The organism is Roseateles sp. GW821-FHT03B02 (assembly GCF_059421025.1).
The window spans coordinates 213775-227625 of the sequence record NZ_JBWKUV010000010.1 but is presented as its reverse complement, the minus strand read 5'-3'; the positions used below and the strand labels follow the sequence as shown (position 1 = coordinate 227625).

Here is a 13851-nt window from a genome sequence, read left to right as displayed (position 1 = left end):
GACTTGAGGGCCGACCCTGACGCCACCGTCATGCGGTGCCGGGATACTTCTCCCTCACGTTCAGGGGAGAAAAGTCATGGCACGCGGCAACGACGTCCAACTCGGCGGCATCACCGACCTGGTGCTGCTGGCCGACATCAAGCGGGGCTTTGTCGACGCCCTCGAGGTCGTCACCTACGTGGACCGGCTGCGCAAGGTGCTGCGCACGCTGAACGGCCTGCGGCTGGGCTCGCGCGAGTCCAGCGCGCCGGCCTCGCCCTACACCGACATCGTCGCCCGCTGGCGCATCGTCCACTCCTTCCGCTGGGCGGTGGTGGAGGGCCAGGACGGCGCGCCCGACCGCCTGCTGCTGTGCGTCAACTTCGACGGCGGCTGGGAGCCCTACATGCGGGTCATCTGGGACCAGCTCGGTTCCACGCTGGACCTGATGCTGTGCCACACCGAGGGCTACCCGCTCTCCAACCGCTGCAGCTTCGAGACCTACTCGCGCTGGGTGCGCGCGCACGAGATCTCGGCGGATTTCCTCTTCATCGAGTCCGGCCGCACGGTGGCCGACGCCGAATACCTGGCGCTGCTGGAGGCCGCCCAGCGCGGCCATGCCGACGAGCTCAAGGCCGACCGCCAGCGTGCCCCGTCGTCCGGCCAGGTGCGTCCCCTGCCGCCCGAGGACCAGCCGCAGGAGCGCTTCGCCATGGCCGCGCGCGGCCTGGTGCCGCTGGCCGGGCTGTTCACGCTGCAGCGCTTCTTCCGCCCCGGTGCGCCCGACGGCGGCTGCCTGCTGCGCGCCACGCAGGATGTGCTGTTCGAACTCGCCCAGCTGGGCACCCGCAGCCAGTTCCCGGTCCCCGCGCCGGGCAAGCCGCCCGAGCAGCTGACGCCCGGCGAGCGCCTGCGCCTGCGCCACCACGAGATGCTGGCCTGGTTCGAGACCGCGCTGCCACCCGTCGAGGAACCACCCGCCCGCCTGACGCTGGACCGCAGCCAGCTGCAGGCCGGCATGCTGACCAAGCTGCCCGCCAACCGCGGTGCGCTGCTGCTGCTGCGCATCGAGCAGCCGGCCCGTGCGCTGGCCTGGCTGGCCACGGCGCCGGTCGAGGCCGAAGGCGGCAAGGCGGGGCCTGGTGGCGTCTGGCGCCAGCTGGCGCTGACGCTGGCCGGCCTGAAGGCGCTGGGCATCCCCGAGGCGCGCCTGGCGCGCTTCCCGCAGGCCTTCAAGGAGGGCATGGCCGCCCGCGCCGGCCTGCTGGGCGACGTGCGCCACAACCATCCGGCGCACTGGGCGCTGGCGCCCCACGCCAACCAGCGCGACCGCTTCGACCCCGCCGGCGCGCATGTGCTGGTGCAGGTGCGCTTCGAGAACCCGGCCGCTGGCGAGGCCGTCACGGACGAGGACCGTGCCCGCATCGCCACCGCCGCCCGGCTACTGACCGACGGCACCGGCCTGTCGCTGATGGCCGTCGAGCCCATGCGCAGCAACCTCGCCGACAAGGAGAACTTCGGCTTCAAGGACGGCATCAGCCAGCCCAGCCTGGACCCGGCCGCCCACCGGCACTGGAACGACCAGGTGCCTACCGGCGAGATCGTGCAGGGCTTCGCCACGCTGCGCGACAAGGGCTGGCCAGTGCCCGAGCAGGCCGACGCGCTGCTGGACTGCGGCAGCTTCCTCGTCGTGCGCAAGCTGCGCCAGTACACCGGCCGGCTGCACGACCGCATCGAACACGAATCCCGGCGCATGAACCTGCCGGCCGAGCTGCTGATGGCCAAGCTGATGGGCCGCCGCCTGGACGGCAGGGCCCTGGCCGACGAGAGCACCGACGGCAACGACTTCAACTACGAGCACGACGGGCGCGGCTCGATGTGCCCCTTCCACGCCCACATCCGCCGCGCCAACCCGCGCGACCAGGCCGGGGACTCGGCGCTCACCGGCCGCATGCCGCGTTTGCTGCGCCGTGGCATGAGCTACGGCCCGCCGCCCGACCGCCTCAAGCCCAACGACCGCGACGACCGCGGCCTCGTCTTCATGGCCTACAACGCCCACCTGGCCGAGCAGTTCGAGGTCGTGCAGCGCTGGATGGCCGGCGCCAATGCCAGTGGCGGCTACTCGGCGCAGAGCGACCCGCTGCTGGGTGTGGCCGACGCAAGCCTGGGCAATCGGCTCTATCCCTTCGAGCACGCCGGCAAGCCCTACGAGATCGAACTCGGCCCCTTGCCCTTCGTCACGCTGCAGTGGGGGGCCTACTTCTTCGTGCCCTCGATCGCGGCGCTGAAGGCCCTGCCCGGCCTGGCCGAGCTGCCCCTGCCGCTCCCGGCCCCCGTGCCGGTGCCCGAGCGGGCCCCCGACCCGCAGGACTTCGCCGCCTGGCAGCGCTGGCTGGAGGACACCAACTCCCGCGACGCCGCCTGGGCCTGGGTGCGCGCCCAGCCCGGCGGCGTCGTGCGCACGGCCTACGGCGTGCTCGTCGGTGCGCCCGAGCGCGTTTGCGACGTACTGCGCAACGCCGGCGCGCGTTACTCCAACAAGGGCTACGGCGAGCGCATGCGCGACTCCATCGGCGAGGGCTTCCTCGGCATGGACGACGACAACGGCCACAAGGAGCAGGCGCCCGAGGTCAACCGGGCGCTGGAGGCCATCAGCGAGGCCGAGGCCTTTGCCAAGGCCTACGAGGTCGCCAGCGGCGGCATGAAGCAGCTCAAGGCCGAGGCCCGCGGGCTGCTTGCTGCCTTCCCGCCCGGCCAGAAGCCCGACGGCATCCCGGCGGACACGCCGCTGGACCTGGAGCGTCTCAGCGAAGGCGTGCTGGCGGCCCTGTGCCGCACCTGGTTCGGCCTGCCCGACGGCCGCCTTGTGTGGGGCACGGAGCTGCATCCGCCGACGAGCCCCGAGCTGCCGCGCTGCCCGCGCGCGCTGTTCCAGGTCTCGCGCCACGTCTTCGGCCCGCACCCGAGCGCGTTCGTCAGCGACACCGGCCGCAAGGCCGGCCAGAGCTTCCTGCAGGCCACGACCGCCTGGCTGCAGGCCACGCCGCGCGCCCAGTGGCCGGCGCTGACCGAGCAGATCGTCAAGGCGGCCGAGGCCGTGCCCGGCGCGCCGGCCGACCTGCCCGCGCGCACGCTGGCCGGCGTCATGCTCGGCTTCCCGCCGACGACGCACGCCAACCTGCTGACCGTGCTGGCCGGCTGGGTGCAGACGCGCAAGCTGTGGGAGCTGCAACCCGTCTGGCACGAGGTGTCCGAGGCCGTGACCGACGCCCAGCGCTACACCGAGGCTGTCGCCCGCCTGCGCCCGGCCGTGGTCGCGACGATCAACCTGCGCCCCACGCCTTTCCAGATCTGGCGCCGTGTGCTCGGCGCGCACCGCCTGGGCGAGGTGGACGTGACGACCAGCGACACCCTCATCGTTGGCCTGGGGTCTGCCACCCAGCAGGACCCGCTGCGCCACCACGTCGCCTTCGGCGGCGACCGCGCCGACCCCGCGGGGCCGCCGCCGCATGCCTGCCCAGGCTACGGCATGGGCATGGGCGTCATGCTGGGCGTCATCGCGGCGGTGCTGGACGCCGGGGTCATGCGCTTCACGGGGGCACCGACGGTGGTGGCGCTGGCCGTGTGATGCCGGCTACTTCTGCTGCGTGCAGGTCTCGCTGCCGAAGTTGCCGCCCTTGAACTCCGGCTCGTAGTACCACTTGCTGAACTGCCAGCGGCCGTCGCGCGTCTTGCTGAAGGTGGCGATGCCGGTGCCGTAGTCCTTGGTCGCCTGGTCGGTCAGCGCGAAGTGGATGGCCATCCGGGCGCCGTCGCTGGCCGCCTGGCCGGGGTAGCGGCCGTAGCCGGGCACCTCCAGCTCGAAGCGATAGGCGCCGTGGCGGCCGCTGCTCTGCTCGCGCACCAGGGCCAGCGTGACGGTGCCGGTGTAGGGGCCTTCGTGGTCGTCCAGGCCCTGGCATTCGTAGCGGCCGCTGTAGTCGGGGCCGGTGAAGGGCCGAGGCGCTGCGCCGGCGGTGGCGGCCAGCATGAGCAGCAGGGGGGCGAGAAGTTTCATGGCGGAGAGGGGCGGCCTCAGAGGAAGCGCGCGCGTTCGAGGAAGCCGGTCATGCCCAGGCGGGCGAATTCGGCGCGGGCGAAGTCCAGCGCGGCCTGCCAGCGCGCATCCAGCCGCAGCTCGGCTTCGAGTAGCGCCGTGACGGCGGCCTCGTGGGCCGAGCTGCGCTGCTCGCCGGCGCCGCGCGCCAGGCCGAGGTAGCGCTTGGCGCGGTCGTCGTCGCCCACGCGGGCCGCCAGCCGGGCGGCGGCACGGTAGGCCATGGCGCCGCCGATCCAGTCGTGCTGGCGGCCGCGCCGCAGCGCCAGCGCCACATGGTGGCGGGCCGCGCCGGCGTCGCCCTGGGTGGCAAGGATGTCGGCCAGCCAGCCGTGGTTGAAGCTGCTGTACAGGCCGCCGCCGCGCGGCGCCAGCCAGGCGGTGGCGTCCAGGATGTGCTGGCGCGCGGCCGGGTCGCCGTCCTGCATCCAGGCGCCGTAGGCGCCGGCCGCGTGGCCCATGGCGCAGGTGAACATGCTGCGCACCTGGGCACCGACGCGGTGGGCCACGGCCGCGGCCTCGCGCGCCTCGGGCCAGCGACCCTGCCACAGCAGCACGGCGGCGCGCCAGCCCTGGATGCTGGCCTCGACGGCATGGCCGCTGCCGTCGAAGGGCGCCAGCGCCTCGGCGAAGACTTCGTAGGCCTGCTCGAAATGGCCCTGGTCGCCCAGCACGTAGGCGCGGCAGCACAGCGAGTAGGACAGACCGATCTGGTTGGCCGGGCTCTTGCTCGCGCGGCCGCGCTGGCGGGCGATGGCCAGGTCCAGCATCGGCAGCGCGTTGGCGTAGTCGGCCGCGGCGGCCTGCAGCTGGCCGACGGTGCCGGGCAGCTGGGCCAGCAGGGCGTGGTCGCCGCATTGCTGGGCGGTCTCGACGGCGGCGCGGGCGTGGCGCAGGCTGTTGCGCGTCTCGCCGAGCGCGTAGCCGACATAGGCCAGCCAGTACTCGGTGCGGGCGACGAGGCTGGCGTCGCCGTCGGTCAGGGCGAGGCTGGCGGCGTGCCTGAGCACGCGCAAGTCGTCCTGCGAGGCGTCGAAGACGCAGGCCATGCCCAGGCGCTGGGCGATGCCGATCCAGCGCCGGCGCCGGGCGTCGTCGTCGGGCAGGAATTCAAGGGCCGCCAGCGCCGCGCGGAACTGCTTCTTGGCGCGGTCCAGGGCCGAGACGGCCAGGGCCTGGTCGCCGGCGGCCTCGGCGTGGTGGGCGGCGGCGGGCCAGTCGTTGGCGGCGGCGTGGTGGTAGGCCAGCTGCTCGTGCAGCTGGGTGTAGGCGCCGCCGTGGCTGCCGAGCGCGGCGCCGATGCGACGGTGCAGGGCCTGACGCTCGTGCAGGCCGGTGGCCTCGTAGACGACGTCGCGCGTGATGCCGTGCTTGAAGCGCAGGCGCCCCGGGCGCTGGTCGGGAAAGATGAAGTCCTGGGCGGCCAGGGCCTGCACATCGGGGTGGCGCTCGCCGCAGCCGGTCATGGCTTCCAGCAGCCAGACCGGGATGACGTTGCCGATGACGGCGGCCACGCGCACGAGCTGGGCCTGCTCGGGCGGCAGGCGCCCGACGCGCGACTCGACCAGGGCGGCCAGCCAGGCCGAGCTGCTCTGGCCCTCGACGAGGCCGCTGCCGCTGTCGGCCGCGGCGTGGCAGAGCTCCTCGATGAACAGCGGGTTGCCGCCAGCGTGGCGCTGCACCTCGGAGGCGATGAAGGGGTCGGTCTGCGGCAGCAGCTGCTGCACGGCGCGGGCGGCTTCGGCCTCGGTCAGCGGCGGCAGCTCGATGAGGTCGGCATCGCCGTCATTGGCGCCGGGCAGGGCGGTGGCGCCGGACGGCGGGCGGCTGGCACTGAGCAGCAGCAGGGGCAGGCCCTGCACCTGGGCCGCGGAGCGCAGCCGGTGCAGCAGGCGCAGCGAGGCGTCGTCGGCCCACTGCAGGTCGTCGATGCAGACGAGCTGGGGCGTGTGCCGCGCCAGCGCCAGCAGCAGGGCCAGCAGGGCGTCGGCGCGCTGGGCCGGGGTGCACTGCTGGGCCGCGAAGAGTTCGGGCGGCGCGTCGTGCAGGCCCTCCAGCGCGCGCAGCATCTGAAGGAAGGGCTGCAGCGGCTCGGCGCTGAGATAGCTCTCGCAGTAGCCGCGGTGGATCTGGACGCGCTGATCGGCCTGATCCGCCGCATGGCGCAGGAATTCCTCGGTGAGCCGGGTCTTGCCCACGCCGGCGCCGGCGCGCAGGCCCAGCCAGAGCGTCTGGCCGGACAGCGTGCGGGCCAGGGCGGTGTCCAGCGCGGCGAGCTCGCCGCTGCGGCCGACGAAGGGGGCCAGGCCGCGGCGCACGCTGGCCTCGAAGCGTCGGCCCACCGGTGCGCGGCCGTGCACGCGGTAGACGGCCAGTGGCGTCGCGCGGCCGCGCAGCTGCAGCGAGAAGCGCGGGCCGGTCTCGAAGAACTGGCTTTGCAGGCCCAGGCTCTCCTCGCTGGCGATGATCTCGTCGCGCCTGGCGGCCTCGGACAGCCGAGCGGCGATGTTGGGCGCGTTGCCCAGCAGCTCGAAGCGGCCGCGCATCTGGTCGCCCTCGGTGACGAGGACGATGCCGGCATGGATGCCGCTGTGCAGCGCCAGTCCGGGGAAGTCGGCCGGCCGGGGGCCGGGTGGCAGCAGGCCGCGCACGGCGGCGTGCAGTTCCAGCGCGGCCTCGGTGGCGCGGCGGCCGTCGTCCTCGCGCACCTCGGGGTGGCCGAAGACGGCCAGCATGCCGTCGCCCTGGATGCGTGCGATGACGCCGCCGTGGTGGGGCACGATGCGCTCGTAGAGCTCGCGCAGGCCGCCCAGCATGGCGGCGTAGTGCTCGGCCTCCATCCATTCGGCCATGGCGGTGGAGCCGCTCAGGTCGACGAACAGCAGGGTCAGCAGCCGGCGCTGGCCGACGGCGTTGGGACTGGCGGCGGTGGAGGCGAAGGACTCGGTCACAACGCCGGGAATGCTAGCTGCTGCAGCCCGGGCCGGCTGCAAAAACACGGGCATTTGGAGGCGCTGCTCCAGGCGGGTTTGCACCCGCCCGGCCTGCGTCAGCCCTGCAGGGGCGTGAAGTCGGTGTCCGCCGTGGTGCGCGTCGCGTCCGGGGGCAGGTCTTCCTCGCGCAGGCCGAGGTAGATGGGCTCACCGTTGCGACGGTGGATGTTGATCTTGGCGTTGTAGACGCGGTGGATCAGGCCGTGCTTGTCGGCCATCTGGTACTCGCTGATGCCCCACAGGCCGGTCGCGTCGCGCCGGCCGGTCAGGTAGCAGGCGATCTCGTCGACCTCGGAGCCGGCGAGCTTGAGGCCGTTGAGGCTGCGCAGCGGCGCGCGCGTGCGCTCGACGAAGTCCAGGCTGTCGATGCGCACGTCCTCGCCGGTGGCCTCGTCGTGCATCAGCGTGTTGAACTTGCCGACGAGGATCTGGCCCGGCTCGGCGCGCTCGATCATGCGGGCCAGCTCGATGGTGACCTGGCCCACCAAGTAGCTGAACGAGGTCGGGTTCAGCCCTTCGGACTGGTAGAACTCGTAGTGCGAGCCGACGTGGAAGCAGGCGCGCAGCTTGGGCACCGACTCGGAGCGCGTCGCGCGCTCCTGGGCCAGCGCGTTGTCGGCCAGGATGAACTGCATCAGCTGGTAGAGCTCGACGTTGGCTTCCACGCCGCGCATGCGGTTCCAGATGTAGAAGCCGTCGCCCGTCGTCGTGCGCGCGAAGTTGATGTTGATCTCGCGGTCCAGCAGCTTGGCGTAGGCGGCGTTGACGGAGCAGGACAGGCTGTTGAGCTGCACCACCTGCTGCAGGGGGGTGAGCAGCGAGAAGCCGACGGCGTCGAACAGGATGACGGCGCGGTCTTCCACCAGGCGGATGCCGTAGCGCGCCGCGATGGCGGCGATCAGCGGCAGGCCCAGGCCCCGCTCGGGCGAGAAGGGCAGCGCGATGAGGCGCGGTGTGATGGCCAGCGCCGCGCTGACGGCGTCGAAGGCCTGGGCGTCCAGGTGCTCCTGGTTGGACAGCAGCTTGTCCAGCAGCCGGGTGCGGCGGGTGATCTCGGTCTGCGCCAGCGTGCCGTCACCCAGGGCGTATTCGGTCAGCATCTGGTGCGGCGCGACGAGCACGCGCAGGCCGCGCGGCTCGGGCGTCCAGGCGTAGATGAGGTTGTCGCCCAGGTTCCACAGCGCGTAGAGCGCCTGGTCCAGCAGGATGATGTTGTCGCGCAGCGAGGTCTCGCTCAGGCCGGCAGGGGCCGGGTAGGCCATGAAGCCATCCAGCCAGGATCGGCGTTTGCGCAGCTCTTCTTTCACAAGCGGGCTCCGTTCAAGAAGCCCGGATTGTCTTTCAGAGACCGCGATTTCGCTGACGCCAAGCCGACTCGTCGGCGCAGGCCCGGCCACCGGCCTGCTGCGCCGGCGACTCGGCTCGGGTGTTTTCGGTGCTTCGCATCGTCATGCGAAGACTCAGGCGCGGCGGGCGGTGATGGTGACGCGCGGCAGCTGGGCGACCTCGCGGGTGGCGTAGCCGGTGACGACGACGCGCGGCAGTTGGGCGACTTCCTGCGTGGCCTTGCCGGTGATGACGACGCGGGGCAGCTTCTGCATTTCTTGCGGGCCGGCGCTGGCGGCGAAGGCGGTGAACGCGAAGGCGGCGACGGCGGCAGCTTGGATCAGGACGGTGGCTTTCATGAGGCTTCCTTTCGGGGGTGTCACAGCGGGATTGCTGTGTCGATGGAAGCAGTTTCGTCACCGGAGCAGGGCGCCGCCACGGCGCTGCGATGAATCGCCGGACGCTGGCCGCGAGCTGCATGCGGCCGCGATGAACGGTCAGTTCCCCGGCGCCAGATGCCGGGCCAAGAAACGCTCCACGCGCCCCCAGAAGTCCTCGTTGGTCCCGAGGTTGAACCAGCCATGCCCCTCGTCGGGATAGACGACCCATTCGAGCGGCTGGTCGGCGCGCAGCGCGGCCTTCATGGCGGTGCCGTGCTTGAGCGGCACGCGCCGGTCCTCGCCGCCATAGGCCATCAGCAGCGGCATGCGGATCTCGCCGGCGCGTGCCAGCGGCGAGGTCTTCCTGATCTGCTCGGCGTCGCTGTCGGGGTCGGCGACGAGGCGCTTCATCCCATAGTCCTTCCACTCGTCGGACATGTCGCTCCAGCTGATGCTGGACAGCAGGCCGATGTCGGTCACGCCGACCCAGTTGACGGCGCACTTGAACAGCTCGCCCTGGGTGACCGCCGCCATCATGGCCGCGTAGCCGCCGTAGCTCGCGCCCATGACGCAGGCGCGCCCGGGGTCGGCCCAGCCCTGCTTGACGGCCCAGGCCAGGGTGTCGGCGAGGTCGTCCTGCATGGCCAGGCCCCACTGCTTCCAGCCGGCCTGGAAATGCTTGAAGCCGTAGCCCGTGCTGCCGCGGAATTCGGGTTCCAGCACGAGGTAGCCGCGGCTGGCGAGGAACTGGGCATAGGGCGACCACGGCCAGTGCGTGCCGCGCACATAGGGCCCGCCGTGCACGAGCACGACGGTGGGCGCGCTGCCCTTGAGGCCGCCAGCGGGCTGCGTGACGAGCACGGGCAGCTCCAGGCCGTCGCGGGCCTTGATGCGGTGGTAGTCGCGCTGGCCCATGGCGGCGGCGGGCAGGTCGGGCCGGGTGCCGGCCAGAGGCTGCAGCTGCTTGCTGGCGGTTTCGTACAGGTAGTACAGCGGCGGGCGCTTGTCGGACAGCGAGGTGACGACGTAGTGGCTGGCGTCCATGCAGCGCAGGCATTCGATGAGGTTGACGCTGCCGGGCAGGCTAGCGTCGATGTCGGCCTGGCGTGCCTTCATCGCCTTGTCCAGCCAGACGGTGCCGGGCGCGTCGGTCTCGAAGCGCACGCCCAGCAGTCGGCCGCTGCCGGGCTCGGTGACGAGGCGGCCGGCGAAGTCGTACCCCGGCGTGGAGACCAGTGGCCCGCCGTCGGCGCGGCCGCTGGCCGGATCGAGGCGGAAGACGGCGTCGTAGCCGCGGTGGCCCTGCGTGCCCAGCGTCAACCCGTCCGGCCCGAGCCAGGTCGGCCAGGGTCGCTTGCGCGCCTCGGGGTCGTCCTCGTACCAGAGCTGCCAGCGGCCCGCGTCGTCGCGGCGGTACAGCCGGCTCTTGCCCTGGTTCAGCGTGTCGATGACGCGGGGTTCGCCGCGCCAGTCGAGCAGCCAGTGCCGGCTGTGGTCGGGCATGCCTTCGCTGAGTGTGCGCGTGAGGCCGCTGCGGGTGTCCAGGCGTGCCAGCTGCACGCCGGTCGCGGCGCGCTCGTTCGACCAGGGTCGGCGCAGCACGACGACCTCGCCGCCGTCCAGGCCGGGCGGCACGCTGTGCAGCGTCCAGTTCACGTCAAGCCGGCGGTCGGCGATCAGCGTGGCGGTGGTGAGGAAGGGCTTGTCGGTCTTGATGAGCTGGCGCAGCTGGCCGCCGTCCCGGTCCACCGCCCACAGGCCCTGGCCGCCGACGCGCGTCGTGCCGTCGGGCGAATCGGACACGTCGAACACCAGGCGGTCCTCGCTGATCCAGTGCTGGGTGGCGATGTCGGCATCGTTGAAGCCGGCGATGAACTTCGGCGCCTGCAGGGTCTGCAGGTCCAGCACGGCCAGCCACATGCGGTCGCCCTTGCCGGCGGCCTGGATGGCCAGGAAGCGGCCGCTAGGGCTGAGCTTGGGCGCGCGGATGGCGGCGCGCTTGAAGAAGGCAGCGGCGGAGGGCGGCGCCTCGACCGCACCTGCGGCAGGCGCCAGCATGGCGGCGATGGCAAACAGGGCAGCGGCCAGGCGGTGCTTCATGGATGGGGGGCTCCGGTTTGGAGCGCCGGATTGTGGCGGCCTATCATGGCCGGTTCGCTTGTGAAAACTGCCATGGCTGCCCCGGATCTGCCCGAGTCCAAATTCATCCGCGTGCGCGGCGCACGCACCCACAACCTCAAGAACATCGACGTCGACCTGCCGCGGCACGCGCTGGTCGTCATCACCGGGCTGTCCGGCTCCGGCAAGTCCTCGCTCGCCTTCGACACGCTCTATGCCGAAGGCCAGCGCCGCTACGTCGAGAGCCTGTCCAGTTACGCGCGGCAGTTCCTGCAGCTGATGGACAAGCCCGACGTGGACATCATCGAGGGCCTGTCGCCGGCGATCTCCATCGAGCAGAAGGCTACCTCGCACAACCCGCGCTCCACCGTCGGCACCGTCACCGAGATCCACGACTACCTGCGCCTGCTCTATGCCCGCGCCGGCACGCCGTTCTGCCCCGACCACGATCTGCCGCTGGAGGCGCAGTCGGTCAGCCAGATGGTGGACGCCGTGCTGGCCATGCCGGACGAGTCGCGGCTGATGCTGCTGGCACCGGTCGTGCGCGACCGCAAGGGCGAGTTCGTCGAGCTGTTCCAGGACCTGCAGGCCCAGGGCTATGTGCGCTTTCGCGTCGACGGCGCGACGGTGGAGGCGCCCGACGTTCCGGCGCTGAAGAAGGCCGAGAAGCACGACATCGACGTCGTCATCGACCGCATCAAGCTGCGCCACGACGCGGCCGACAGCCTGCGCCAGCGCCTGGCGGAGAGCTTCGAGGCGGCGCTGCGGCTAGCCGACGGGCGCGCACTGGTCATGAACATGGACTCGAACGAGACGACCCTGTTCTCCAGCAAGTTCGCCTGCCCGGTCTGCTCCTACTCGCTGCCCGAGCTGGAGCCGCGCCTGTTCTCCTTCAACTCGCCGGTGGGCGCCTGCCCGAGCTGCGAGGGCCTGGGCCAGGTGACGGTGTTCGACGAGGACCGTGTCGTCGCCTTCCCGACGCTGAGCCTGGCCAGCGGCGCGGTGAAGGGCTGGGACCGGCGCAACCCCTACACCTTCTCGCTGCTGGAATCGGTGGCGGCGCACTACGCCTTCGATGTCGAGGCGCCCTGGGAGACGCTGCCGGCCACGGCGCAGCAGGTGCTGCTGCACGGCTCGGGGCAGGAGGACATCGCCTTCGTCTACCAGGCCGAGTCGGCCAGCGGCAAGAAGCGCTCGGTCAAGCGCAGCCACCCCTTCGAAGGCATCCTGCCCAATCTGCAGCGCCGCTACAAGGAAACCGACTCGGCCGCCGTTCGGGAAGACCTGGCCCGCTACATGGCCGCCAGGCCCTGCCCGGCCTGCGAGGGCTCGCGCCTGCGCCGTGAAGCGCGCAACGTCGTGCTGCAGCCGGCCGATGCGCCGTCGGGCGTGCGCGGCCGGCCCATCTATGAGGTCGAGCATTCGACGCTGCGCGAATGCCTGGACTATTTCGAGGGGCTCAAGCTCAAGGGCAACAAGGCCGAGATCGGCGACAAGGTCATCCGCGAGATCGCGTCGCGGCTGCGCTTCCTCAATGATGTGGGCCTGAACTACCTGAGCCTGGACCGCAGCGCCGACACGCTCTCCGGCGGCGAGGCCCAGCGCATCCGCCTGGCCTCGCAGATCGGCTCGGGCCTGACGGGCGTCATGTACGTGCTGGACGAGCCCAGCATCGGACTGCACCAGCGCGACAACGACCGCCTCATCACCACGCTGCGGCGGCTGCGCGACCTGGGCAACTCGGTGCTGGTGGTGGAGCACGACGAGGACGCCATCCGCGCGGCCGACTGGGTGCTGGACCTCGGCCCCGGCGCCGGCGTGCACGGCGGCCGCGTGATGGCCCAGGGCACGCCCGACCAGGTGGCGGCCGACCCGAACTCGCTGACCGGCCGCTACCTGAGCGGTGCGGCCCGCATCGAAGTGCCGGTCCGGCGCCACGAGCCGGTCGCGCAGCAGAAGCTGCGCATCGTCAACGCGCGCGGCAACAACCTGAAGGGCGTGACGGTCGAGGTGCCCGTGGGCCTGTTCACCTGCGTGACCGGCGTGTCCGGCTCGGGCAAGAGCACGCTGGTCAACGACACGCTTTATGCCGCCGTCGCCAAGAAGCTCTACCAGAGCCACGCCGACCCGGCCGCCCATGACGAGATCGAGGGCCTGGACGCCTTCGACAAGGTCATCAACGTCGACCAGAGCCCCATCGGCCGCACGCCGCGCTCCAACCCGGCCACCTACACGGGCCTGTTCACGCCCATCCGCGAGCTGTTCGCCGAGATGCCCACGGCCCGCGAGCGCGGCTACGGCGCCGGCCGCTTCAGCTTCAACGTGGCCGGCGGCCGCTGCGAGGCCTGCCAGGGCGACGGCGTGCTCAAGGTGGAGATGCACTTCCTGCCCGACGTCTACGTGCCCTGCGACGTCTGCCAGGGCCGGCGCTACAACCGCGAGACGCTGGAGGTGCTCTACAAGGGCAAGAACATCACCCAGGTGCTGAACATGACGGTGGAGGACGCCTTCGAGCTGTTCAACGCCGTGCCCACGCTGGCGCGCAAGCTGCAGACGCTGCTGGACGTGGGCCTGGGCTACGTGAAGCTGGGCCAGAGCGCGACGACGTTGTCCGGCGGCGAGGCGCAGCGCGTGAAGCTGGCGCTGGAGCTCTCCAAGCGCGACACGGGGCGGACCCTCTACATCCTCGACGAGCCCACCACCGGCCTGCACTTCGCCGACATTGCCCTCTTGATGAAGGTGCTGCACCAGCTGCGCGACGCGGGCAACACCATCGTCGTCATCGAGCACAACCTGGACGTCATCAAGACGGCCGACTGGCTCATTGACATGGGGCCGGAAGGCGGTGCGGGTGGCGGCACGCTGCTGGTGGCCGGCACGCCCGAGGCGGTGGCGGCCTGCGAGGCCAGCCACACCGGGCGTTACCTGGCGCCGCTGCTCCGCCGTTGATCAGGCGCTG

The 13851-nt window shown here is 71.7% G+C and carries 7 protein-coding genes; 2 read left to right on the top strand and 5 right to left on the bottom strand.

Annotated features, from left to right (window positions below; all coding sequences use genetic code 11):
- Positions 1–76 precede the first annotated feature (76 nt).
- The gene (locus AC07VX_RS23825) at positions 77–3607 is read left to right on the top strand and encodes a hypothetical protein (RefSeq protein ID WP_493166891.1); all 3531 of its coding nucleotides are present in this window, start codon (positions 77–79) and stop codon (positions 3605–3607) included.
- 6 nt (positions 3608–3613) lie between these two features.
- Here the strand turns inward: AC07VX_RS23825 and AC07VX_RS23820 are convergent, their stop codons facing one another.
- From AC07VX_RS23820 to AC07VX_RS23800, 5 genes are all read right to left on the bottom strand, one after another.
- Positions 3614–4036 (bottom strand): hypothetical protein, encoded by a 423-nt coding sequence (locus tag AC07VX_RS23820; RefSeq protein WP_493166892.1) that lies wholly within the window; start codon positions 4034–4036, stop codon positions 3614–3616.
- A 17-nt stretch (positions 4037–4053) separates the two neighbouring features.
- Positions 4054–7026, bottom strand: a complete 2973-nt coding sequence (locus tag AC07VX_RS23815; RefSeq protein ID WP_493166893.1) for an ATP-binding protein — start codon at positions 7024–7026, stop codon at positions 4054–4056.
- Positions 7027–7124: 98 nt separating this feature from the next.
- Complete coding sequence (locus tag AC07VX_RS23810; RefSeq protein WP_493166894.1) at positions 7125–8375, bottom strand: hypothetical protein; 1251 nt, start codon at positions 8373–8375, stop codon at positions 7125–7127.
- A gap of 153 nt (positions 8376–8528) precedes the next feature.
- Positions 8529–8753 (bottom strand): hypothetical protein, encoded by a 225-nt coding sequence (locus tag AC07VX_RS23805; protein ID WP_493166895.1) that lies wholly within the window; start codon positions 8751–8753, stop codon positions 8529–8531.
- A 138-nt stretch (positions 8754–8891) separates the two neighbouring features.
- The gene (locus AC07VX_RS23800; protein WP_493166896.1) at positions 8892–10874 is read right to left on the bottom strand and encodes an alpha/beta hydrolase family protein; all 1983 of its coding nucleotides are present in this window, start codon (positions 10872–10874) and stop codon (positions 8892–8894) included.
- Between the two features lie 72 nt (positions 10875–10946).
- Between AC07VX_RS23800 and uvrA the strand changes: the two genes are divergently transcribed.
- Positions 10947–13841: an excinuclease ABC subunit UvrA gene (gene uvrA / locus AC07VX_RS23795; RefSeq protein WP_493166897.1), complete on the top strand. Its 2895-nt coding sequence runs from the start codon at positions 10947–10949 to the stop codon at positions 13839–13841.
- The last annotated feature ends 10 nt before the right edge of the window (positions 13842–13851 follow it).